This is a genomic window from Mucilaginibacter endophyticus (genome assembly GCF_003351025.1).
In the GTDB taxonomy this organism is placed as follows: domain Bacteria; phylum Bacteroidota; class Bacteroidia; order Sphingobacteriales; family Sphingobacteriaceae; genus Mucilaginibacter; species Mucilaginibacter endophyticus.
Map to the genome: position 1 here is coordinate 37,627 of NZ_QPCG01000004.1, position 23,638 is coordinate 61,264.

18 protein-coding genes are annotated in these 23,638 nt (G+C 44.1%); 9 read left to right on the forward strand and 9 right to left on the reverse strand.

Annotation, left to right across the window (positions count from 1 at the left end):
* The first annotated feature begins 54 nt into the window (after nucleotides 1-54).
* Both DUL71_RS17025 and DUL71_RS17030 read left to right on the forward strand, forming a co-directional pair.
* Nucleotides 55-855, forward strand: a complete 801-nt coding sequence (locus DUL71_RS17025) for a Fic family protein (protein ID WP_244228784.1) — start codon at nucleotides 55-57, stop codon at nucleotides 853-855.
* A gap of 85 nt (nucleotides 856-940) precedes the next feature.
* Complete coding sequence (locus tag DUL71_RS17030; protein WP_114939252.1) at nucleotides 941-2,578, forward strand: ABC transporter substrate-binding protein; 1,638 nt, start codon at nucleotides 941-943, stop codon at nucleotides 2,576-2,578.
* A gap of 207 nt (nucleotides 2,579-2,785) precedes the next feature.
* Here the strand turns inward: DUL71_RS17030 and purD are convergent, their stop codons facing one another.
* On the reverse strand, nucleotides 2,786-4,060 hold the full coding sequence (gene purD / locus DUL71_RS17035) for a phosphoribosylamine--glycine ligase (protein WP_114939253.1): 1,275 nt from the start codon (nucleotides 4,058-4,060) through the stop codon (nucleotides 2,786-2,788).
* 78 nt (nucleotides 4,061-4,138) lie between these two features.
* On the opposite strand from purD, the gene DUL71_RS17040 reads away from it, so the two are divergent.
* The 5 genes from DUL71_RS17040 (at nucleotide 4,139) to DUL71_RS17060 (ending at nucleotide 11,100) form a co-directional block, all read left to right on the forward strand.
* Complete coding sequence (locus DUL71_RS17040; protein WP_114939254.1) at nucleotides 4,139-4,711, forward strand: hypothetical protein; 573 nt, start codon at nucleotides 4,139-4,141, stop codon at nucleotides 4,709-4,711.
* Nucleotides 4,712-5,037: 326 nt separating this feature from the next.
* Nucleotides 5,038-8,346 carry a preprotein translocase subunit SecA gene (secA, locus tag DUL71_RS17045; protein ID WP_114939255.1) on the forward strand — a complete coding sequence of 1,103 codons (3,309 nt, stop codon included), beginning with the start codon at nucleotides 5,038-5,040 and terminating at the stop codon, nucleotides 8,344-8,346.
* A 98-nt stretch (nucleotides 8,347-8,444) separates the two neighbouring features.
* The gene (locus DUL71_RS17050; protein ID WP_114939256.1) at nucleotides 8,445-8,906 is read left to right on the forward strand and encodes an SPOR domain-containing protein; all 462 of its coding nucleotides are present in this window, start codon (nucleotides 8,445-8,447) and stop codon (nucleotides 8,904-8,906) included.
* Complete coding sequence (locus DUL71_RS17055) at nucleotides 8,899-10,089, forward strand: M20 metallopeptidase family protein (RefSeq protein ID WP_114939257.1); 1,191 nt, start codon at nucleotides 8,899-8,901, stop codon at nucleotides 10,087-10,089. The genes DUL71_RS17050 and DUL71_RS17055 overlap by 8 nt, the downstream gene beginning before the upstream one ends.
* An 84-nt stretch (nucleotides 10,090-10,173) precedes the next feature.
* Nucleotides 10,174-11,100, forward strand: coding sequence for a hypothetical protein (locus tag DUL71_RS17060; protein ID WP_114939258.1), 927 nt, complete (start codon nucleotides 10,174-10,176; stop codon nucleotides 11,098-11,100).
* 235 nt (nucleotides 11,101-11,335) lie between these two features.
* Here the strand turns inward: DUL71_RS17060 and ftcD are convergent, their stop codons facing one another.
* The 8 genes from ftcD to DUL71_RS17100 form a co-directional block, all read right to left on the reverse strand.
* The gene (ftcD, locus tag DUL71_RS17065) at nucleotides 11,336-13,024 is read right to left on the reverse strand and encodes a glutamate formimidoyltransferase (protein ID WP_114939259.1); all 1,689 of its coding nucleotides are present in this window, start codon (nucleotides 13,022-13,024) and stop codon (nucleotides 11,336-11,338) included.
* A 77-nt stretch (nucleotides 13,025-13,101) separates the two neighbouring features.
* Nucleotides 13,102-14,322, reverse strand: a complete 1,221-nt coding sequence (hutI, locus tag DUL71_RS17070; RefSeq protein WP_114939260.1) for an imidazolonepropionase — start codon at nucleotides 14,320-14,322, stop codon at nucleotides 13,102-13,104.
* Between the two features lie 128 nt (nucleotides 14,323-14,450).
* Complete coding sequence (gene hutU / locus DUL71_RS17075) at nucleotides 14,451-16,124, reverse strand: urocanate hydratase (protein WP_114939261.1); 1,674 nt, start codon at nucleotides 16,122-16,124, stop codon at nucleotides 14,451-14,453.
* Nucleotides 16,102-17,661: a histidine ammonia-lyase gene (hutH, locus tag DUL71_RS17080; RefSeq protein ID WP_114939262.1), complete on the reverse strand. Its 1,560-nt coding sequence runs from the start codon at nucleotides 17,659-17,661 to the stop codon at nucleotides 16,102-16,104. Before hutH ends, hutU begins: the two co-directional genes overlap by 23 nt.
* On the reverse strand, nucleotides 17,654-18,163 hold the full coding sequence (locus DUL71_RS17085) for a MarR family winged helix-turn-helix transcriptional regulator (protein ID WP_114939263.1): 510 nt from the start codon (nucleotides 18,161-18,163) through the stop codon (nucleotides 17,654-17,656). The genes hutH and DUL71_RS17085 overlap by 8 nt, the downstream gene beginning before the upstream one ends.
* A 664-nt stretch (nucleotides 18,164-18,827) precedes the next feature.
* Nucleotides 18,828-19,721 (reverse strand): SDR family oxidoreductase, encoded by an 894-nt coding sequence (locus tag DUL71_RS17090; RefSeq protein WP_114939264.1) that lies wholly within the window; start codon nucleotides 19,719-19,721, stop codon nucleotides 18,828-18,830.
* 74 nt (nucleotides 19,722-19,795) lie between these two features.
* Nucleotides 19,796-20,332, reverse strand: a complete 537-nt coding sequence (locus DUL71_RS17095) for a Crp/Fnr family transcriptional regulator (RefSeq protein WP_244228785.1) — start codon at nucleotides 20,330-20,332, stop codon at nucleotides 19,796-19,798.
* A 95-nt stretch (nucleotides 20,333-20,427) separates the two neighbouring features.
* Entirely contained in the window at nucleotides 20,428-21,429 is a 1,002-nt protein-coding gene (locus DUL71_RS17100) for a glycosyltransferase (RefSeq protein ID WP_114939266.1), read from the reverse strand.
* A gap of 410 nt (nucleotides 21,430-21,839) precedes the next feature.
* Here DUL71_RS17100 and DUL71_RS17105 point away from each other — a divergent pair, with 410 nt between their 5' ends.
* Together DUL71_RS17105 and DUL71_RS17110 are read left to right on the forward strand one after the other, a co-directional pair.
* A complete protein-coding gene (locus DUL71_RS17105; protein WP_114939267.1) occupies nucleotides 21,840-22,667 on the forward strand; it encodes an acyl esterase in 828 nt (275 codons plus the stop codon).
* 29 nt (nucleotides 22,668-22,696) lie between these two features.
* Nucleotides 22,697-23,605, forward strand: coding sequence for a glycosyltransferase family 2 protein (locus DUL71_RS17110; protein ID WP_114939268.1), 909 nt, complete (start codon nucleotides 22,697-22,699; stop codon nucleotides 23,603-23,605).
* The last annotated feature ends 33 nt before the right edge of the window (nucleotides 23,606-23,638 follow it).

Genomic DNA, 23,638 nt, shown 5'->3' on the forward strand with positions numbered 1-23,638 from the left:
CGAACAACTGAGCCCTTACTTATAAAAACTTATAAGTATTTTCGCATTAGCGAAATGATGGAAATACTTAACCTGATAGAAAAATACAATGATCTTGGCATTGCCGATGTGATCGATCATGATCGGTTTAACCTGATCTCTATCGACCATCACTCCACCCGGATAGAAGGCTCAACCTTAACCGAAGTAGAAGCACAAGTATTGATCAATGAGGGCCGAACCCCTAACGGCAAACCGCTGGAGGAAAGCTTAATGGTTACCGATCATCATGCGGCACTTCTTTTTACCATCGAAAGCGCAAAAGCAAAAAAAAAGCTATCAGTATCTCTTTTACAAGAGATTAACGCCCTGGTCATGAAAAATACCGGCAAGGTATATAACACCATGCTTGGCACTGTTGATTCCAGAACCGGAGCATTCAGAAAAGGTAATGTAACCGCAGGAATTTCATACTTTCCCAATTTTGATAAAGTAGAGCGTTTAACCAACGAATTAATAAAAAAGCTTCGTGAAGCTATTAATTCTTCATTATCTGTAGCTGAGCAGCTTAATCTTTCTTTCGATGCGCATTTCAATCTTGTCAGCATACATCCCTATTATGATGGGAATGGCCGAACCTCAAGGCTATTAATGAACTACATCCAGGCTTATTTCCATCTCCCATTAGCAATTGTGCGAAGCGACAATAAAGCTGCTTATATTCAGGCATTAATTGATACCCGTCAGCATGAAAATATTGAGGTATTCCGTGAATTTATGGCCGGCGAATACGCTTTTTTACTTAGACAAGAAATTGCAAAGTTTGAGGAAATGAAAAAGCCATCCAAAGGAAATGGATTTACTTTTCTGTTTTAACTTTTGACAAGAAAATCCATCATCCCCGGGTAATAATCAACCATCCTTTCACAACGCTACCCCGATAATTGATATATTAGCCTGAATGAATAAGCTGATCAATTACCTCTTTTTATTATTTGCTATTCAGCTTTGCTCCTGCCATACCGATACTTCTTCCAATCAACATAAAACGGTTTTTAATATTAACCTCGAAGAAGGGCTTACCTCGCTTGATCCTGCTTTTTGTCGCAACCATTATACCATCTGGATGGATAACCAGCTTTATAACGGCCTGGTACAAATTGATGATAGTTTAAAAACTATTCCCTGCATAGCCAAAAGCTGGGAAACATCTGCCGATGGTTTGCTTTACACCTTCCACCTGCGCAATGATGTTTATTTTCACGACGATCCGCATTTCGTGGGCGGCAAAGGGCGCAGAACGGTAGCTTCTGATTTTGCTTACAGCTTCGGCAGGCTGATAGATCCAAAAGTAGCCTCATCAGGCTCATGGATCTTTAGCGATAAGGTAAAAGACAAAAGCGCTTTCCTGGCGCCGAATGACAGCACGTTCCAGATCAGGCTTAAACAACCTTTCGCACCATTTTTAAGCCTGCTCACCGCGCAGTATTGTTCGGTAGTGCCTAAAGAGGTGGTTGAATTTTACGGTAAAGATTTCAGGAGCCATCCGGTAGGGACCGGCCCATTCAGGTTTAAATACTGGAAAGAAGGCGAAGTACTGGTATTTTTAAAAAATGAACATTACTGGGAAAAAGATCGTAAAGGAAACCGCCTCCCCTATCTTGACGCCATCCGTTCCACTTTTATTGCCGATAAACAGACCTCATTTTTAGAATTTGTAAAAAAGAACATCGATTTTTTGAATGATATTGATGGCAGCTACCGCGATGATATCCTAACCAAATCGGGCAGAATTACTCAAAAATATAAGGGCAAATTCATCCTGAATACCGCTCCTTATTTAAATACCATTTACCTTGGTATGCTGGTTGATACTACTTTGCCCATCGTCAAAAAATCGCCTTTAAAGCTTTTGAAGATCAGGCAGGCTATTAACTATGCCATCGACCGCGAAAAAATGATCAAATACCTGCGTAACAGTATGGGTACACCGGGCTACGAGGGCTTTGTGCCAGAGGGTATGCCCGGCTTTAACGGCACCGGTGTTAAGGGCTATACTTATGATCCGGAAAAAGCCCGCTGTTTACTTCGTGACGCGGGTTATCCCAATGGTAAAAACATGCCCGAAATTACACTGGCTACTACCATTGGCTATCGTAGTTTAATAGAGTATGTACAAGGCCAGCTGGAGCGTGTAGGTATAAAAACAAACGTGGAGATAACCCAGGGTGCCAGTCTGCGTGAACTGATCTCCAAAAATGGCATCAACTTTTTTTATGGTTCATGGATAGCTGACTATCCCGATGCTGAAAATTACCTTTCGGTGTTTTATTCTAAAAATAAGATCCCTTTTGGCCCAAACTACACCGGCTTTAATAATAAAAAATTCGACGAGCTTTTTGAGCAAACCTACCAGGTAAAAGACGATGAAAAGCGCTTCACCATTTACCGCCAGATGGATAACCTGATGATGGAGCAATCGCCGGTTGTGGTGCTATACTATGATAAACTGGTGAACCTGTATCAGAATAATATCAGCGGCTACAGCTTAAATGGCCAAAATTTATTGGTGCTGAAGCGGGTGGTGAAGCGATTGTAGAGATTAGAGGCTGGTGATTAGAGATCGGAGGTTAGTGAGATGCTCGCCCAAAACGCCGCCGCTCGGCTCCTGCCGAGTGGCAACTATTTAACGGCCTCCGGCCGCCGTGACGGAGTAGTAGGCCAGAAGCCCGGGAATAACCGCCACTCGGCAGGAGCCGAGCGGCAGCATTTATTTTTTCATATAGCTAGTCAAATGGCCAAATGACTATAAAAGGTCAAACCCGATATCTTTTCTAAAATACATGCCATCATAGTAAATCCGGCTGGCATCGGCAGTAGCTTGCTGCAAAGCGCTGAACATATTATCCTGTACCGTAGTAATAGCCAGTACACGACCGCCGGTAGTGATCACATCTTCACCATCCATTGCTGTACCCGCGTGGAACACGATAGAATCACGTACATTCTCGGTGCCGGTAATTACTTTATTTTTTAGGTATTCGCCCGGATAGCCGCCAGCTACCATCACTACAGTAGCAGCAGTTTTAGGGCTTATTATTAATTCTTTGGTATCGAGATTTCCTTCAGCGACACCTAACAACAGATCAACAAAATCAGAATCTATACGGCGCATTACGCTTTCGGTTTCCGGGTCGCCCATGCGGCAGTTGTATTCAATAACCCACGGTTCGCCGCTGCTGTTCATCAGGCCGATAAAAATAAAGCCTTTATAAGGTATGCCATCTTTTTTCAAGCCCTCAACAGTCGGGATAATCACGCGCTCCTCCACTTTTTGCATAAAGGCCGCATCAGCAAACGGAACAGGTGAAATAGAACCCATACCGCCGGTATTTAAACCTGTATCGCCTTCGCCTATGCGTTTATAATCTTTAGCTTCAGGCAATACCTTATAGCTGTTACCATCGGTCATTACAAATACAGACAATTCAATGCCTGTTAAAAACTGCTCAACTACCACACGTGAGCTCGCTTCACCAAATTTGGCATCGGCCAGCATTGCCTTTAACTCTGCTTGGGCTTCTTCTAAAGTAAGGCAAATCAATACGCCTTTACCTGCCGCGAGGCCGTCCGCTTTAAGCACCACAGGCAAACCGGCTGTCGCTAAATAGCTAAGGCCATCTTCCAAGGTATCTTTAGTAAAAGTTTTGTAGGCAGCTGTTGGGATGTTGTGTTTCTCCATAAATACTTTGGAGAAGTCTTTGCTGCCTTCCAGTTGCGCGCCTTCCTGCTGCGGACCAACAACCGGAATATTTTTCAATTGTTCATCGGCCAGGAAAAAATCATGAACACCTTTTACCAACGGTTCTTCGGGGCCAACCAGCACCAGATCAATGCCCTCTTTTAAAACAAGCGCTTTAATACCTTCAAAGTCAGTAACTTTAATATTTACGTTAGTACCGTACTGTGTAGTACCGGCATTGCCGGGAGCAATAAAAAGTTTTTCGCATTTCGGGCTTTGAGCTACTTTCCAGGCGAAGGCACTTTCCCTTCCACCCGAACCAAGAATCAGGATATTCATGCGGCAAAGATAGTTTTTTTAACAAGGCTTTGATACTATATATGAGGCTACTTGTGTTATAAGTAGTAAATTTACCACATGGCCCGTAGACTTGAAAAGTTTGAAAAGCTCCCGGTATATCAAAAATCACAGGAACTGTTTGACCTGGCAGATGTAATTGCCGAATCATTAAAGGAAGATAGCATGAAAGAACACCTGGCAGTGCAGATGTGCAGCAATGCCGCGCTCATCCAGGCAAAAATTGCCGGTGCCGAAGGTGGTAGTCTTTATTCACTACGCATGCAGAACGCTGTGCTCATTAAGCTGGCCGTGCAGGATATGTTCAACGCTGTTTCTTTTGCATCGATGGTGAAAATTAACCAGGAAGACTACGTAAACCTAATGCGCGACAAAATAGAAGAGTTTCGCCTTGTTTTTGTAGAGTGGATCAGGGGTTTTGATAAAACCTATGATATTCCGGATAATTGGGCCATCCGCTTTGATACAAGTACGCCAGAACAGGAAAAACTGGAAGAGCTGATGTTTGATGAAGACCGCTTTTTTGGCGAATTTAATGAGGATGAGGAGGACATGGGCGATTTTGAAGACCTGGATGACGATGATAGCTATGACGAGGACGGAGATGACGACAAAAACAACAACGATAAATAAACCAGGGTATTTTGATTTCGGATTTCGAATGTTCAATTTCGGATTTTTCTTAGCCAGAGTTTATCAAGTTAAAGAATCTATATAATTTGCTAAGCATTCTGTCAATTCCCTTAATTCGATAAATTCGAGTTCAGACATTTACACCGCATAATTCAATATTTAACAACAAATACAAACAGTTCAATGTCAATCTTTCATCCGGCGGCAGTGCTTTAGGCCTTAAACCTTTCGGCATTCGGCACAAAATCTTACATTTGCCTGTCAATTTGGCTCTATTGGCCGCTATGGCGCAATTGTTGAACCCGGTTGAATCATAATAAAATAATATGTTAAATTTTATCAGTAAGCTTTTCGGAAGCAAATCAGAACGGGATGTAAAAAGTATACAGCCTATAGTTGAGAAAATTAAGGCTGAATATGCTAAGCTTGGCTCCCTGAGTAATGATGAGCTTAGGGCTAAGACCATATATTTTAAAGAGACCATTGCCGAAGGCCTTTCAGGCATCGACAGTGAGATACAAGCCATTAAAGATCGTACAGAAAACGAGCTTGATATGGATGTAGCCGAAAAAGTTGAGCTTTATACTCAGCTTGATAAGCTTGAAAAAGATCGTAACAAAGAGCTTGAAGATATATTGATGAATATATTGCCGGAAGCATTTGCTGTAGTTAAAGAAACAGCAAGTCGCCTTTCTGCCAATAAATCATTAGAAGTTACCGCAACCGAGTTTGACCGTGAACTTGCTGCCCGCAAACCAAACGTGACTATTAAAGGTGATAAAGCTTTCCATAGCAGCACCTGGATTGCAGCTGGTAACGAAGTTACCTGGAACATGGTTCACTACGATGTACAGCTTATTGGTGGTACCGTACTACACCAGGGTAAAATATCGGAAATGGCAACGGGTGAAGGTAAAACGCTGGTAGCTACACTACCTGCATACCTGAATGCCCTTGCAGGTCAGGGTGTTCACATCGTAACGGTGAATGATTACCTGGCCCGACGCGACAGCGAATGGATGGGCCCGCTGTATGAATTCCATGGCCTTTCTGTTGATTGCATTGATAAACATGAGCCAAACTCTGAGCAGCGCCGCGCCGCTTATTTGGCCGACATTACTTTTGGTACCAACAACGAGTTTGGTTTCGACTACCTGCGTGACAATATGACACGCAGCCCTGAAGAGCTGGTACAACGCAAACTACACTACGCAATGGTGGATGAGGTTGACTCCGTTTTGATTGACGATGCCCGTACACCTTTAATTATATCAGGCCCTATTCCACGTGGTGATGAGCACGAGTTTTATGAGTTAAAACCACGCATCGAGCGCTTGGTTAATGCGCAGAAAAATTATGTTAACGGCGTATTGAACGAAGCAAAAAAGGCAATTAACGAGGGTAATGCTGATGTTGAGGGCGGTGGATTGGCTTTACTACGTGCATTCCGCGGTTTACCAAAAAGCAAAGCGCTTATCAAATTCCTGAGCGAAGGCGGTAACCGTACTATCCTGCAAAAAGTTGAAAACCACTACATGCAGGATCAAAGCAAAGAGATGCCAAAGGTTGACTCTGAGCTTTTCTTCGTTATCGACGAGAAAAACAACTCGGTTGAACTTTCAGAAAAAGGTATCGAGCTGATCACCGCTTCAGGCGAAGATCCGCACTTCTTTGTAATGCCTGACGTAGGTACCGAAATTGCTGAAATTGAAAAATCAGCATTAAGCGCAGAAGATAAGATTGCCCATAAAGACGCGCTGATGCGCGACTTCTCTATCAAATCTGAGCGTATCCACTCGGTTAACCAGTTATTGAAAGCTTATACCCTGTTTGAAAAGGATACCGAATACATCCTTGACGAAGGCAAAGTAAAAATTGTTGATGAGCAAACTGGTCGTGTATTGGACGGTCGCCGTTACTCAGATGGTTTACACCAGGCTATTGAGGCTAAAGAAAACGTTAAGGTTGAAGATGCAACACAAACCTTTGCTACTATCACCCTGCAAAACTACTTCAGGATGTACCACAAGCTTTGTGGTATGACCGGTACTGCTGTTACTGAAGCTGGTGAGTTTTGGGAAATTTATAAACTGGATGTGGTTGAAATTCCAACCAATTCGAGTATCGTACGTGATGACCGCCAGGATTTGGTTTACCGTACCGTACGTGAAAAATACAATGCAGTAGCCGAAGAGATTGTGAAGCTTACCCAAGCCGGTCGCCCGGTGTTGGTAGGTACAACTTCGGTTGAGATCTCTGAATTATTAAGCCGTATGCTTAAACTGCGCGGCATCAAACATAACGTATTGAACGCCAAAATGCACCAGAAAGAGGCCGATATTGTGGCAGAAGCTGGTAAGGCAGGTACGGTGACCATTGCTACCAACATGGCTGGTCGTGGTACGGATATTAAATTAGGCCCAGGCGTTAAAGACGCCGGAGGTTTAGCTATCGTAGGTACAGAGCGTCACGAATCTCGCCGTGTTGACAGGCAGTTACGCGGTCGTTCTGGTCGTCAGGGAGATCCGGGTTCTTCACAATTCTTTGTATCGTTAGAGGATAACCTGATGCGTTTATTCGGCTCAGAGCGTATCTCAAGCCTGATGGTACGTATGGGTATTGAAGAAGGTGAAGTGATCCAACACTCAATGATCTCCAAATCAATTGAGCGTGCGCAGAAAAAAGTAGAAGAAAACAACTTCGGCATCCGTAAACGTTTATTGGAGTATGACGACGTGATGAACTCACAGCGTACGGTGATCTACACTAAACGTAAAAATGCCTTGTTTGGCGAACGTTTAGATGTTGACCTGAGCAACACCATTTTTGATGTGGTTGAGGACATCGTTACCGAATATAAAGAAAGCGCCAACTACGAAGGTTTCACCTTAGAAGTGATCCGCTTATTCTCTGTTGATATCGAGCTTAGCGCCGACGAATTTGCTTCAAAATCGGCTACAGCACTTACCGACTTAACTTTCCAGACGGTAATGGACTTCTACAAACGCAAGCAGGAAGCCATTGCACAACAGGCTTACCCGGTTATCAAAGACGTTTATGAAACCCAAGGTCAATATATAGAAAACATTGTTGTTCCGTTCAGCGATGGTATCCACGGTATCCAGGTAGCCGTTCCTCTTAAAAAAGCGGTTGAAAACCACGGTCACGAGGTATTCAAATCTTTTGAGAAAAACGTTACCTTATACCTGATAGACGATGCATGGAAAGAGCACCTGCGTGAAATGGACGAGTTAAAACAATCTGTACAAAACGCGGTTTATGAGCAAAAGGATCCGTTATTGGTTTACAAGTTTGAGGCGTTTGAATTGTTTAGGGGCATGTTGGCCAATGTGAACAAGGAAATTGTAAGCTTCCTGTTCCGTGGTGGTATCCCGGTTCAGCAACGAGCTGAAGAGATAAGGGAAGCAAAGCCTGAACCAAAGCTTGACCTGCGCAAAATGAAAACAACCAAGGCCGAAGTAGTTAGCGAAAGCAACGGCGTGCCGATGGATGACTTTCAGGAGCCACAGAAAATCACCCCGGTGAGGGCTGAAAATAAAATTGGCCGTAATGATCCTTGCCCTTGTGGTAGTGGTAAAAAATATAAAAACTGCCACGGCGTAGGGCAGAATTAACCCTCCCAACCCTACCCGGAGGGAGAGGGCTTTAAAAACGTAATTAAAAAAAATACCATAAAAGTCTCCCCCAAGGGGGAGATTTAGAGGGGGTGACTATGAAAAAAGCAGTATTTGATCATCAAGCTAAACCAGCCGTAATCAGATACTGCTTTTTTGTTTTATTACTCCTGGCATCAAGCCAGACCTTTGCTCAAACCCGTGGCAAGGTTGAGGTAATAAAAGACCCGCTGCTTGACACGCTGATAGCCAAACGCTTTTCGCTAAATGGCACAACGGGTACAGACGCCGCCGGGGCATCTTACGGGTACCGGGTGCAATTTTTTAGCGGCTCAAACCGTAAAGATGCTTACAATGCGCAAAATCGTCTGCAGCAACAACACCCCGAACTGCGAACGTACATCACCTACCGTGATCCTAACTTTAAGGTAAAAGCAGGTGATTTTCGTACACGCCTCGAAGCCGAGAAGCTGGTACAGGACCTGCGGTCATCGTTTTCGAGCATATTCATCATTCCCGAAAAAATAAATCTCCCTAAAACGGATATCAATAATGATTAAAGAGCAAATACAGGAATTATCCGCAAAAATATTTGGCGAGGTAGTGGCCAACCGCCGTCACCTGCACGCCAATCCAGAGCTTTCATTTCATGAAATTCAAACCTCGGCATATGTTGCCCGCAAGCTTGAAGAGCTTGGTTTGGAGTACCATAAAATGGCCGACACAGGCCTGGTAGCCCTCATTAAAGGCGAAAAACCATCAGATGCAGCTAACGTAGTTGCCCTGCGTGCCGATATGGACGCCTTGCCGATACTGGAAGCTAATGACGTTCCGTATAAATCACAAAACGCGGGCGTAATGCATGCCTGCGGTCATGACGCGCACACCTCATCATTATTGGGTACAGCTAAAATATTAACTGAGCTAAAAAGTCAGTTTGCAGGTACAGTGAAACTGATCTTTCAACCGGCTGAAGAAAAACTGCCTGGCGGCGCCAGCCTGATGATCAAAGAAGGTGTGTTGGAAAATCCTAAACCTGCCGCGGTTTTAGGTCAGCACGTAATGCCTTTAATTGATGCCGGTAAAGTAGGTTTCCGTGCGGGTAAATACATGGCTTCAACCGATGAGATTTATGTTACGGTTAAAGGTAAAGGTGGCCACGGTGCACAACCGCAACAAAATATTGATCCGGTAATTATAACCGCTCATATCCTGACTGCCCTTCAACAGGTGGTTAGCCGTTTTGCAGATCCTAAAAGTCCGTCGGTCCTGTCATTTGGAAAAGTGATTGCTAATGGCGCGACCAACGTGATCCCTAACGAGGTTTACCTGGAGGGTACTTTCCGCACCATGGATGAGAAATGGCGCGATGAGGCTCACAAACGCATGAAAAAAATGGCCGAAGGCATTGCCGAAAGCATGGGCGGAAGCTGTGATTTTAATATTATGCGTGGTTATCCATTCCTGATCAACGAAGAAAAACTAACCCACGCCACCCGTGGCCACGCCGAAGATTATTTAGGTAAAGAGAACGTGCTTGACCTTGATATATGGATGGCGGCAGAAGATTTTGCTTATTATTCGCAGGTTGCCAATAGCTGTTTCTATCGCCTTGGCACACGTAACGAAGCCCGCGGCATTACGTCATCGGTACACACACCTACTTTTGATGTAGAGGAAGACGCGTTCAAGGTAAGTACAGGTTTAATGGCTTATTTGGCGGTTAAGCAATTAGGAAACTAATTTTGAGCTGAAAGATAAAAGGCGAAAGGCAAAAGGTGCAGCTACCTTTGACCTTTCGCCTTTAACCTTTTACCTAATTTTACTATGAAAAAACTTCTCCTGATCCTTATCCTTACTACTGCCAGTCTGTTTGTAAAAGCACAGCAGATCAATCGCTTTAATCCGGACACTATCCGTACTATCGTTATTGATTCGTTAGTTGATATCCGTTCACATAAACTCAACGCCCAGGATTTTATTGATGCTGTATTGGCCGACACCGGCTTTTACCAGGCATTCCAAAACATGAAAAAGTTCGGCTTTACTGCCGAAAACCGCATTTTTACGTATGACAATAAAAACAAGGTAAACGGACGAATCTATCGTAAAATACTGCATAGTGACGCCGCCGGTAAACATAAAATTGAATACGTAGCCAAGAAAGACAGTGGCGATGTTTACAAAAAGAACGGCAAATACCAGCTGTACACGGTTGAGATGTTCGATTTTATTTTCATGAACGCCTACAACTCCGATTTTACCAAGGGCGACGCCCTCCCCGGCTCAGGAGGCAAAAATGAATCATATAAAAGCAAGCTCAAAACGCTGATCTTCACTCCGGGGCGTAAAGTATCGGGGATTCCATTTATCAGCAGTAAGACCGAAATATTTGGCAGCGATATGCGCCAGTACTATTACTATGAGTTTGCACGTGGTAAATACCTTGATACTATTCCCGTTTACAGATTTAAAGTACGTTGTAAACCCAGTACATCCGACAGCGATACCATGATCAAGGAGATGACCACCATTTTTGATGAGCGCACTTTCCAGATATTGGGTCGCTATATTGATATGAAGTTCAGCAATATGTTCTTGGATTTTAATGTGCAAATGAACATTGAGCTCAACAATTTTGATGGCGAGCCGCTACCAACAAAAATCACCTACCAGGGTAACTGGAATATCCCTTTTCATAAAGAAGAACGCGCCAGCTTTTTGATTGTGCATAAGGATTATAAGAGGGAATAAGCCCCCTTATCCCCTAAAGGGGGAATGAAGAGGTTTTACACAAAAATATCGGATTTTCAATCAGAAGATCACTTGCACGACAAAAAAATGTCATTGCGAGGAGGAACGACGAAGCAATCGCATGCTATACAGGGCGGCCCTCCTTCCGTGCGATTGCCACGCTTCGCTCGCAATGAAATGATTTTTATTTCTTCTTGTTTATCGCTAAACCCGCGGTAGTTGTTAGTTGCAACTATTATTCCACCCCAATCTTCCCATTCACCAACTCAATAATCTCCGCTTCTAAGGCAATAGCATTCCGCTCAATTTCATTGCCACGGTAAATAATATCAATCACATAAGCTTTATCCTTATAGCCGGAAGCATTGATCTTCACATTCATAAAAGCACCCAATACTGCCGTGCGGGCACAGAGGGCGGCTACACCGGCATCGGTTATTGAATTTGGATTACCGGATAAAACCATAGCTTTTATTACCTCCATGCTATTCAGCGCGGTCTCCATTACTTTGAATGGGATTTCGATGGCGTAGCGGGTAGCATCCTGGATAGCCTTATCACGGGTTGCTTTTTCTTCGTCGTTTGATTTTGGCAGACTGAAAGCCTGCATAATTTGGTTAAAGGCTGTTGTATCCTGACCTACCAATACCAGGAGATCATTTTTAAACTGCTGCCCTTTCTGCGCCCAATCGCTAAATTCCCGCCAGCGGTTGTCCCAGCCTTTTTTATGCGAGCTCAGGTTAGCCACCATAGTAGCCAGCGAGGCGCCTAAAGCCCCAACAGCCGCCGAGATAGAACCTCCACCCGGAGCAGGACTTTCACTGGCGGTTTCGTCGGCCAGATCGGTAAGGCTCATGTTAATGAGCTTGCTATCGGCTTTATCTTTCAACAAGTATTCAATAATACGCTCTTCAGGTTTAAACGACGAAAGCTCATCCAATCCCATCGATTTAATGGCAATTTTAATCAGCTCCTTTTCACTTACGCCCACCGAGCGCTGCTGCTTCTCTAAAAAGTACCTGCCTGCATCAAGCATAGCTTTCAGTGGGATCAAACCTACCAGCTCACTACCTGTTACACGGATACCCCGTGCTGCGGCTTTATCACACACTTCATCAAATGCCTTATGAACAGGGGTGATATTAATATTGGTCAGGTTCATGGAGATCTGGGCAACGCCATATTCCTCAATATACCAACCAATGGCCTTTACTGCTTTTAACGATCCGGGAATGGTTTTGGCCTTGCCATTTTCATCGTATATTATTTTGCCGTTTATCGGGTCGCCTTCGCGCATGGTGCGACCAGCCTCACGCACATCAAAAGCGATGGAATTTGCCCTGCGTACAGATGTAGTATTCAGGTTAACATTGTAAGCCACCAAAAAATCTCTTGCCCCAATCACAGTTGCCCCACGTTTAACATCATTCTCCGCCGGACCAAAATCAGGAGCCCATTCCGGTTGCTTGATCTTCTTAAAAAAGCCTTCATACTCACCCGCCCTGATCACCGAAAGATTACTCCGCCTTTTGTTCGGCTGCGCCGCCTCGTACAAATAAACCGGGATCTGTAACTCCTCGCCCACCCGCTTAGCTAACTGCCTGGCATATTCAGCGGTTTCTTCCATGGTAATATTACTGATCGGTATCAGCGGACACACATCCGTTGCGCCCATCCTTGGGTGTTCGCCTTTTTGCTTGCTCATATCGATGAGCTCACCGGCCTTTTTTATTGCCAGGAATGCTGCCTCAATCACCTTTTCGGGTTCGCCAACAAAAGTTACCACGGTGCGGTTAGTGGCTTTACCGGGGTCAACATTCAAGAGCCTTACACCGTCAACAGTTTCCACGGCATTGGTAATCTGTTTAATGATATCAAGGTTTACACCTTCGCTAAAATTGGGTACGCATTCTATTAGTTTCATTGGAGAGATTGGAGGTTAGAGATCAGAGGTTAGTTTTTATTTATAAATAATCAGCGGAATCATAAAAATCATTCGAATCAACGGTCGCCCGTCCAAACATGGGCCGGTTTAAGTTTTCCCTGGTGATATAGTATTTCGCGGTAATCGTTACATGGATAGGCCTGCATATCTGCAAGCTTGCCCTTTGTTAATATACCACGATCATTCAGCTTCAATGCCTGTGCTGCCCGATAGGTTAAGCCTGCAAAAACTTCTGCAGTGCTTAGTTTTTCGGTTGCTGCCATTACCGAGGCTTGCATCAGTAAATCGCCCATTGGCGCAGAACCGGGGTTCCAATCACTGGCAATAGCAAGGCAAGCCCCGGCATCAAGTAACTTTCGGGCCGGCGCATAATTCATTCCCAAGCCCAACGAAGCACCGGGTAAAGTTACTGCAACGGTATCTGAATTGGCCAATAATTTTATCTCATAATCGCCGCTGGCTTCCAAATGATCGGCAGAAGCGGCCCTTGCCTTAACGGCCACTTCGCTGCCTCCGGTTGAAAACTGATCGGCATGAACTGTCGCTTCAAAACCCATCTGTTTGGCCTTGCTCAGATAAAACAAAGCATCACTGGCATTAAAAGCTTTTTGTTCGATAAAAATATCCACGCGGCCGGCCAAATCATGCTGTTTTATTTTTGGCAACAGATCATTTAACAAATACTTAAGATATTCGCTTTCATCCCCGTTAAAATCGTTCGGCTTGATATGAGCCGCAAGACAGGTGGGTACGATATAAGCATGCGCTTTATTAGCCGCCTGATGAATGGCTTTAAGCTGTTTTAGCTCTTCCGCTACCGACAAGCCATAACCGCTTTTAATTTCAATAGTGGTTACTCCTTCCGATAAATGCCTGTTGATACGTTGTACTAACAAGTGAGTTAGCTCTGCTTCGGTAGCCGCACGGGTTTGTGTAACGGAATCCCAAATGCCGCCACCAGATGCCGCAATTTCCAGATAGCTTTTTCCTGAGTTACGCATGGCATAATCCTTAGCTCTGCTCCCTGCAAAACAGATATGCGTATGACAGTCGACAAAGCCAGGCAGTAATACATGATCGCCGGCAATTTCTTCAATTTGTGCCGATGGATAATTTCTGCGGAGCTTTTCAAAATCATCAACAGCAATGATAACGCCATCTTCAGTTAACACACCGCCATTGGCAATGATTTGTAAGTGCTCATCATTCACCGCCCCCTTAAAAGGCAACCCCGTTAAAGGCAATATTTGCGTAAACGGACCAATTAGTTTTTTCATGAGTTCCTTTCCTGAACCGTCATTGCGAGGTACGAAGCAATCTCCTATAAGCAGAGCAGCTATGCAAACCTCTCTGTACAGTTGGAGATTGCTTCGTATCTCGCAATGACGTTTTTATATTTCACGTTTTACCAAACCTTTAACCCAAACTTATCCGCCCATTCGGCAGCTTTATCATAGCCCGCATCGGTATGCCTGAAAATACCCATGGCCGGATCATTATGCAGCACCCGCTTCAAACAAGTTGTCGCACGGTCGGTGCCATCGGCCAGTACTACCATGCCGGCGTGTTGGGAATAGCCCATGCCTACACCACCACCATGATGGAACGAGATCCAGGTTGCGCCGCCTGAGGCATTGGCCATCAGGTTAAGCAAGGGCCAATCAGAAACCGCATCCGAGCCGTCAAGCATAGCCTCGGTTTCACGGTTAGGTGAAGCTACCGAACCGCAATCCAAATGATCGCGACCGATTACTATCGGACCTTTTACTTTACCTGTGCGTACCAGTTCATTAAATATCAGTCCGGCTTTTTCACGCTCGCCCATTCCCAGCCAGCAAATGCGGGCAGGCAAACCCTGGAACGCTATCTTTTCACGCGCCTTTTTAAGCCAGGTAATTAATGGTTTATTCTCCGGAAAAGCTTCAATCAACGCCTGATCGGTTGTATAAATATCCTCCGGATCGCCGGATAAGGCCACCCACCTGAACGGGCCTTTGCCTTCACAAAACAGCGGACGGATATAGGCTGGCGTAAAACCCGGGAAGTTAAAAGCATCAGCTTCGCCACCCTGCCGGGCAAACTCGCGGAGGTTGTTGCCATAATCAAAAGTTACGGCGCCTTGTTTTTGCAGCTCCAGCATTAAGCCTACATGCCTGGCCATGCTTTTCAATGATCGTCGCTTATACTCCACCGCATCATCTTTTCTCAAAGCAACCGCCTCATTTAATGACAGATCATTAGGTACATAACCATTTAAAGGATCATGTGCCGAAGTTTGATCGGTAAGTATATCCGGGATAAGATTATCTTTCAACAGCTTTTCGAGCAGATCACCTGCATCAATCACCAGGCCGACAGAAAGCGTTTCTTTTTTGGAGATAGCTTCTTTTACCCACTGGATAGCTTCATCATACGATTCCGTCATCCGGTCGATATATTTGGTATCAACCCTTTTTTGAATCCTTGATGCATCCACATCGGCACCTAAAAACACGGCACCGGCCATGGTTGCGGCCAATGGCTGAGCTCCGCCCATACCACCTAAACCAGCGCTTACAATGAGCTTACCAGCCAAATCGCCATTAAAATGTTGGTTGCCGCACTCTACAAAAGTTTCATAGGTGCCTTGTAAAATGCCTTGAGTACCTATATAGATCCAGCTGCCTGCCGTCATTTGCCCGTACATCATCAGGCCTTTTTCACGAAGCTCATTAAAATGTTCCCAATTAGCCCAGGCAGGTACCAAGTTACTGTTGGCTATTAAAACACGCGGCGCCTCCGGGTGGCTTCGGATAATCCCAACCGGCTTACCCGATTGAATGAGCAGTGAGTGATATTCATCCAATTCCAGCAGCAGTTCAATTATCTTGCGCAGTGCCTCCGGATTGCGGGCAGCCTGGCCTATCCCTCCATAAACCACCAGTTCGTCGGGGTTTTCGGCAACCTGGCCGTCAAGGTTATTCAGCAGCATCCGTAGCGGTGCTTCGGTTTGCCAGCTTTTGGCATGAAGCTGCATGCCACGCGGCGCTTTGTACACCGGGTGCCTGGCGTAGGCGTTAATAAATTCCGAACTCGTCATGACTTAAATCTATTTGGTGAGCAATAGCGGCATCATTAGCTGTTTTCAGCAAGGAGCCATCGGTGATGAGTTGGTAAAGGCTGTTGATATCATCAGCAAAAACACGGTCGTCCTGTATAAAATCTACATGCTGCCTCACCAGGTTATGGCAGGCTTCAATAACCGGAGTTGATTTTAACGGTCGCCGGAAATCCATGGCCTGGGCCGCGTAAAGCAGTTCAATGGCCTGAATATATTCGATATTATCAATTACCTGGTGCAGTTTGCGCCCACTGATGGATCCCATGGATACATGGTCTTCCTGCCCTAATGAAGTAGGCACACTATCGGCACTTGCCGGGAAACACAGGGTTTTATTTTCAGTCACGAGGGCCGCCGTAGTATACTGCGGGATCATCAAGCCAGAATTAAGTCCGGCATCATGTGTAAGCAGTTTTGGCAAACCATACCGCCCTTCACTCATGAGATAGCAACGCCTGTCGGCAATGTTCCCAATTTCGGCGGCCGCAGTGGTGGCATAATCAAGCGGCAAAGCCAAAGGCTGCCCGTGAAAATTGCCTCCGCTGATGGTATCATCGGCATTAAAAATAACAGGGTTATCAGTAACCGAATTAAGCTCGACTTCAGTAAGCTCCTTTAAATGCAGCCAGGCGTTGCGCGATGCGCCATGTACCTGCGGCATACAGCGGAGCGAGTATGGGTCCTGCACTCTATCGCAGTTAATGTGCGATGAGTTAATTTCCGAACCATCCAATAGGGTAAATAAGCGGTGCGCTACCATACGCGTGCCTTTAAACGGGCGGATCTGGTGCAGCCGCTCATCAAAAGGACGGATAGAGCCCATCAATCCTTCTAACGACATGGCGCCAATCAGGTCGGCACGGTTAAGTGCATCATCCAATCGCTGCACTGCTTTTATAGCGAATGAAAGGATGAATTGCGTCCCGTTGATCAAAGCCAAACCTTCTTTAGGGCCGAGTGATAATGGTTTTAAATCATGTTTATTTAAAACCTCTCCGGCAGCTATCTTTTCGCCATTCTCAAATACATAACCCAAGCCAATCAGCGGTAAAAACAGGTGTGATAACGGTGCAAGATCACCCGATGCACCCACCGAACCCTTTTCAGGTACTACGGGGATAATATCATTATCAATATGCCAGATGATGCGTTCAAGCGTACTTAACGCAATGCCCGAATAGCCCTGCGCCAACGCATGCACCTTGGTGATCATCATCAATTTGGCAATTTCCTGCGGGATGGGTTTTCCCACGCCTACGCTGTGACTTTTAAGGATATTGCTTTGCAGCAAACTGGTGTCTTCCTCCGAGATCCGGGTATCGCACAGCGGGCCGAAACCTGTATTGATACCGTAAACCGGGTGGTGGCTGTGTACTATCTTCTCCACCTCCTGCCAGGAGTTTTTGATCATCTCGGCAGCCTCATTATTGATGATACCTTTGGCTTTGCCCGATGCGATGTCAAGACAAGTGCCAATAGTTAAATGATCGGTGCCGTAATTAAATGTATTAGTCATTGCCGGCGGGTTTTAAATTGGTATTTAGTTTTTCAATGATATTATCGGCCAGTTTAGTTTGGCGGAAAGTTTTTTCAAGAGCGGTTACAGCAGGTAATAATTGTTGGGCGGTTTCATCGCTTTCAACCAGTTGCGTCATGGCTTCGCTGATGGCATCCCAAACAGGCATGATCTGCACTAACAATTCACGACCACTTTCTGTAAGTGTAACCAACTGGCGGCGACCATCATCGCTGCAGGTATCGCTGGTAACCAGGTTACGTTTTTTTAAGTTGGTGATGAGCTGGCTGGCAGCCGGATGCGACACCTCTATCTGTTCGCTTAATTCTTTGATGGATAAAGCATCATTTTTTGATAACAGGTAAAATACAGGGAACCAACTGGCATCAAAATCAATCCCGGCGTTTTGGTAAGCCTTGTTTATTTCGGCCAAAAAAGCTTCGCTCAATCGCCTTAAGCGACTGCCCAAAACCAGGTAGCCCAAACTTTGATATAAATTCATGATGCAATTTATATAAGTGCTTATATAATTGCAAATTTTATTTTATTCATTAGTGCCTTCTGCGTTAAACGTCCAATACGTAAGTGACGGGCTTTGCAGTTATAACTTACATTGTCGCGCTCTTGGCCGCGCGGGGCCAGTCACTTTTTTCTTGATAAAAAAGTAACCAAAAAATCAAGTCAGCAGGGAGGCTTCTTTTCGCTCAGCCTCGACCATTGTCCCGGCCTGCCTTTGCCCTGCAAATCAGGCAGAACCACGGCTGCAATTATTTTGCCTCGCTTCGCCCACACATTGCCACACCTTCTGCAAAAACTTGCTATGCCCTGCAACCGCACAGCCCAGCATTGTTCTACCCGATTTCACCCGAAGCTTACCTGCTGACGAAAAACACGTTTTCCAATTTGTTATACCTCGTTTTCGCTCAGAATGACATAATTGAAATGGGTGTCATGCTGAGCCAGTCGAAGCATAGTGGGTGGGGCCTCTGCGCGCGTCCTTCGACGGGCTCAGGATGACAGTCCCTCCACACCTGGTGTCATATCACCTTTACAGATCCCGATTTTCTCTTACTCAGAATGACAGTTTTTTTATGAATTGGCTAAAATGCAACAAAGCCACTTTGCGTTTGCAAAATGGCTTTGTTAATACAGCTAAGAATAGGATCCTATTTCAAATAACCGGCATTTTTAATATCAAAGATCAAGCCGGTTGCTTTGGGTTGCCAACCTAAAGTTGCGCGAGTTTTTTCGCTGGATGAAGGGCAATTCATAGATGCGAAATGCAGGAACCAACCAAAATGAGCAGCTGCCTCATCGCCCGATTTACTGAGCACAGGCAAATTCAAACCATTGCCAATCGCTTCGGCAATTTCCCTGAAGGCAACACCTTGTTCATCAACTGCATGGAACACACGAAGTTCGGGCTGTTTTTCTACTATCAATCGATATAAAACCGCCGCGTCTGAACGATGAACAGCCGGCCAAAAATTATTGCCATCGCCAATATAGGCCGATTCGCCTTTTTCTTTCGTCATGTTAATAATCATCGGCACAAAGCCATGATCTCCTTCGCCATGCACGCTTGGTGGCAGGCGTACCAAATAAGCTTTAACACCTTTTTCGGCAACGGCTTTAGTAGCTTCTTCTGTAGCTACGCGCGGATTAACATTTGATGTAGCAGGAGGCACGTCATCTTCGGTTACCAGGCGACCGTAATTTAAAAGCCCTACCCCTGATGTAACAACCAGAGGCCTATCTGTCCCGGCCAAAGACTCGCCTAACGCGGCGATTACTTTGCGATCATCTTCGCAATTGTCTTTAAACCTGGAAAAATCGTGATTAAAAGCCGTATGGATCACGGCATCGCAGGCCGCGGCGCCTTTCTGAATAAATTCAAGGTCATTTATATCGCCAAGGTATGCTTCAGCTCCTGTTGCTGTTACCTGTTCGGCCCCCTTATCTGAACGGACAAGGCCAAGTACCTGGTGACCTGCCGCCAAAAGTTCTTTTACTATTGCTGAGCCTACAAATCCCGAGGCTCCGGTTACAAATACACGCATATTCAATGATTTTATTTGATACAAAACTCTTCAATAAAATCCTGCCAAAGATGGTCATGTGACCATAATTACAATTAGCGCTGTAACTGCGCGTGCCTGATACGTGTAAGTGTTTTTATGGAAATACCAAGATAAGCGGCAATCATGCGGAGAGGTAAACGGGACAGGTACTCCGGAAAAGTCTGCACAAAATCGTCATACCTTTCTTCGGGCGTAGCACTTAATGAAAGCAGTATGCGCTTCCGGCTATAATGAGTATTACGAGCTATAAGTTCTTCAGCAAATTGTTTAAGTTGTGGAATCTCCGCCCGCAGCATTTCAAAATCATTTTTCTGCCAACAGAGTATTGTGGTTGGCTCAGCCGCTCCTATACTCACAGCCGAAGGTATTTGTTTGTCGTAACTTTCAACATCCAGTGTCCAGCTATTTCCGGGCGAGAACTGCAGAATATGTTGATTACCATCGGCAGAAATATTGAAAGTATACAACATTCCGCTTACAACAAAAACCTTATGCCTGCATATTTCACCGACACTAAAAAGGACCTCGTTGCGGCGTAATGTGTGTTGCACTGCCAGGTCGCTGATCCGGCGAATGGCCTCTTCAGCCATGTTTCCCACTCTAAGATATGTTTCAAATTCCGGATGCATTATCCAAAAATAATAAACATTTCAATAGCAAGCCGGGCACTGTAAAAACATGACACTTAAATATTAAATACTTTTTCGGGCTTCTTTTTGATGTTCTTGTACCAAAAATCACGCGCCTTTACACCCCAGATAAAGCGGTTAACATCGCGCTGTTGTGATACCTGGCTCCGCTTGGTGAGGTAGTATAGTTTATTTGCATTCTTCTTTAGCAGCCACCACAGGCGTAGCGACAAAAAATGGCTGGTATAGCCACAGTAAAGGTTATATAGCTGTTTTACAAATTGAGGGTTCTTGTTTTCTTTAAATTTTAAGCAATGAGCAATCCACCTAATGTCCTGCTTTAGTTTCAGGCCTTTTGTCTCCTCCTTTTTCTCTTTTACCGTACTGCTTTCGGCATGGCGGCGATACTTAACCAGGCACTTCGGAATAAAATCAATGGTTCCAATATTTAAAGCAACGTAACTTAACCACCAGTCGTGATACAGATCTTTATTAAAAGGCAACGCATGGTTTAGTAAATCACGCTGTGCCATGATAGCGTGTCCCGAAACGCAATTTTCAAGCAGGAAAACTTCCGGATCATCCCCTTTATAGAAATTATAAACATCAGACATTTTATAGTTGTAATGACTACCCTCTTCATTAACAACATCTGAATTATAGTAAGAAAACCGCTGCCCGTTTTCATCAATAAACTCCGAATCGTGATAGATCAGCTGATTGTCGCCGATTGCTTTCACCTGCAATTCAATTTTTTCGGGGTGCCACAAATCGTCCTGATCACAAAAAGCTATGAGTTTCCCTTTTGAATAACCAAAAGCTATTTCAAAGTTTTTTGCAAAGCCAACATTACGGGCATTTCTATAAACATGAAACCGGGGATATAATGCTGCATATTCCTGCAAAATATCATAGGTACTGTCTGATGAACAATCGTCAACCGCAATAATTTCGATGTTTTGATAGGTTTGTGTAATCAACGTGTCTAATTGCTGACGCAGGTATTGTTCTCCGTTGTATGTGCAAAGGACAATAGAAACAAGAGCGTTATCTGTCATAGGTAGTAAACTTTTGTTCATTACATTGTATTAACGTAAACTTTTAACGAATAATTACAGCACATTCTTTTTTTAACATATTTAACATTTGAATGTTAACCTATACGATATATCCGTAAAGGGTAACTGCGCAATATTGATGCCGCATTTTTATTCCGCAAATCATCAGCCTATCGTAACCAGCAGACAGACAGGCACTATCAGATACAAAAACTAATAACATCACAAGCCGGCCGTATAATACTATCGTATGGTTTTTGTATCTTTGAGGTTTATTGATTTATACTCAACAATATATTTGTGCTACAAACAACTGCCAGTCCCACTAAATCAGTATTTATAGTTTCCTGCTTCAAAAACAGGACATTGCTGCCTAAGTAATAACCAGGCGATATATTTTTCCATCAACAATGGCTATAACCATACTGTCTACTTTTGTAAAAAACATCCGGCCATCAGCTTATAAGTTCAGGTACACTATTTGCACACTGGTTACCCGGCACGAAGAATATGCTGAAATGTTAGATTCATTTATTGAGGCTGGCTTCGATACTGATATCTGCGAGTACCTGATGATCAATAACAGTGAAGGAAATACGGCAGATGCATATGATGGCATAAACCTGTTCCTTCAAGATGCACAAGGCGAGTATATTATTGTGTGCCATCAGGATATATTGCTGATCAATAAAGAAAGCAAACAGCTATTGGATCAGCGTATTGCCGAAATGACCGAGTTTGACCCTAAATGGGCTGTATTGGGGAATGCAGGTGCAGTTGACAGGTTGTATAAACGGAATGTTTTTAAGATAGCCTACCCCAACGGAAAAATTGACATTAAAGGCGACTTGCCGCAAAAGGTATGTAGCGTTGATGAAAATTTTATCGTAATTAAAAAAAGCGCTAATCTTTCATTGTCTTCAGACATTGGGGGATTTCATTTTTATGGTCTTGATATTTGTATGGGGGCCGAGTTTAGGGGGTATACATGCTACGTGATTGATTTTTTATTGCTGCACAAAAGCCTGGGTAATGTAGATGCAACCTTCAAACGCTCATTTAAAGTAGTAAAAAGTAAATACACACATTTTTTAAGGAGCAGATACGTTAATACTACTATTGCAAGTTTCTACCTTTCGGGCTCGCCTCTTAAAAACGCGATATTTAATACGAGGCTGTTCAGGCGGGTAATTAAAACTTTTGAAGAAATAAAGGCTAAGCTTAACCGCGCTAAGTAAAATACTGGACGGTCAATTATAATATTTGGATGGAAAACACGCTCATATCAATTGCGCTTTGCACATATAATGGCGAAAAATACATTGGTGACCAGCTTGAGAGCATTGTTAATCAAACGTATAAAAATTTAGAAATTATTATAGTTGATGACCGCTCGACGGATAACACGTTTGATATTATTAAAAGTTACCAGGAACAGGATCCGCGTATTAAATGCTTCAGAAATGAAGTAAACCTGGGCTTCAACAAAAATTTTGAAAAAGCAATTGCTTTAACTACCGGGCAGTACATTTCTATCAGCGATCAGGATGACATCTGGCTCCCCAATAAAATCCAGGTACTGGCCGATCATATTAAGAATTCCTGGCTAATCTGTTCAAACTCAAGGTACATGAGTGCCGATGGTTCGCTTACAGATCGCTACCTGCTTAATAATTTCTCCTTATCGCACAGAAACTTTAAGGCCCTGTTACTAAATAATTTTGTTACCGGCCATACGGTACTGTTTTCAAGAGAGTTGCTAAAATATGCCTTGCCATTTCCAAAAATTGGTTTTTATGATTGGTGGATGGGGTTTGTTGCCTTTTACTACAAAAAAATAACCTACGTTGACCAGGTGCTGACCTATTACCGGCTTCATGCCAATGCCGTCACAAACAATGCCACCTTAACTCCGGGACAGTTAGCTAATTATCATTATGAAATGATGTGCACCCATCTTTCTGTTTTCCGGGAATATCACCATTTGAAGCCTGCCGACAAAGATTATATCGAAAAACTATACCAGGCTTTATTAACCAAACGTAATAAATATTCATTTCCGCTGTTTCAGATAATGCTTGCCGATTACGATGATTTGTTTTCGCTGGCGAAGGAGCGTAAAGGCTTATCCAAAATAAATTTTGCCAGGCGATTTGCAATGAAGCACAATGTCTGATAAAAGAATTTGCTGTAAGGCAAAAGGTTAACC

Coding starts and splice junctions, on each gene's coding strand:
- DUL71_RS17110 (WP_114939268.1), top strand. CDS start 22,697: ATGGAAAACACGCTCATATCAATTGCGCTTTGCACATATAATGGCGAA.
- DUL71_RS17100 (WP_114939266.1), bottom strand. CDS start 21,429: ATGACAGATAACGCTCTTGTTTCTATTGTCCTTTGCACATACAACGGA.
- DUL71_RS17090 (WP_114939264.1), bottom strand. CDS start 19,721: ATGCGTGTATTTGTAACCGGAGCCTCGGGATTTGTAGGCTCAGCAATA.
- ftcD (WP_114939259.1), bottom strand. CDS start 13,024: ATGAAACTAATAGAATGCGTACCCAATTTTAGCGAAGGTGTAAACCTT.
- DUL71_RS17040 (WP_114939254.1), top strand. CDS start 4,139: ATGGCCCGTAGACTTGAAAAGTTTGAAAAGCTCCCGGTATATCAAAAA.
- DUL71_RS17030 (WP_114939252.1), top strand. CDS start 941: ATGAATAAGCTGATCAATTACCTCTTTTTATTATTTGCTATTCAGCTT.
- DUL71_RS17025 (WP_244228784.1), top strand. CDS start 55: ATGATGGAAATACTTAACCTGATAGAAAAATACAATGATCTTGGCATT.
- hutU (WP_114939261.1), bottom strand. CDS start 16,124: ATGACGAGTTCGGAATTTATTAACGCCTACGCCAGGCACCCGGTGTAC.
- purD (WP_114939253.1), bottom strand. CDS start 4,060: ATGAATATCCTGATTCTTGGTTCGGGTGGAAGGGAAAGTGCCTTCGCC.
- DUL71_RS17055 (WP_114939257.1), top strand. CDS start 8,899: ATGATTAAAGAGCAAATACAGGAATTATCCGCAAAAATATTTGGCGAG.
- DUL71_RS17095 (WP_244228785.1), bottom strand. CDS start 20,332: ATGGCTGAAGAGGCCATTCGCCGGATCAGCGACCTGGCAGTGCAACAC.
- hutH (WP_114939262.1), bottom strand. CDS start 17,661: ATGACTAATACATTTAATTACGGCACCGATCATTTAACTATTGGCACT.
- DUL71_RS17105 (WP_114939267.1), top strand. CDS start 21,840: ATGGCTATAACCATACTGTCTACTTTTGTAAAAAACATCCGGCCATCA.
- DUL71_RS17050 (WP_114939256.1), top strand. CDS start 8,445: ATGAAAAAAGCAGTATTTGATCATCAAGCTAAACCAGCCGTAATCAGA.
- DUL71_RS17060 (WP_114939258.1), top strand. CDS start 10,174: ATGAAAAAACTTCTCCTGATCCTTATCCTTACTACTGCCAGTCTGTTT.
- hutI (WP_114939260.1), bottom strand. CDS start 14,322: ATGAAAAAACTAATTGGTCCGTTTACGCAAATATTGCCTTTAACGGGG.
- secA (WP_114939255.1), top strand. CDS start 5,038: ATGTTAAATTTTATCAGTAAGCTTTTCGGAAGCAAATCAGAACGGGAT.
- DUL71_RS17085 (WP_114939263.1), bottom strand. CDS start 18,163: ATGAATTTATATCAAAGTTTGGGCTACCTGGTTTTGGGCAGTCGCTTA.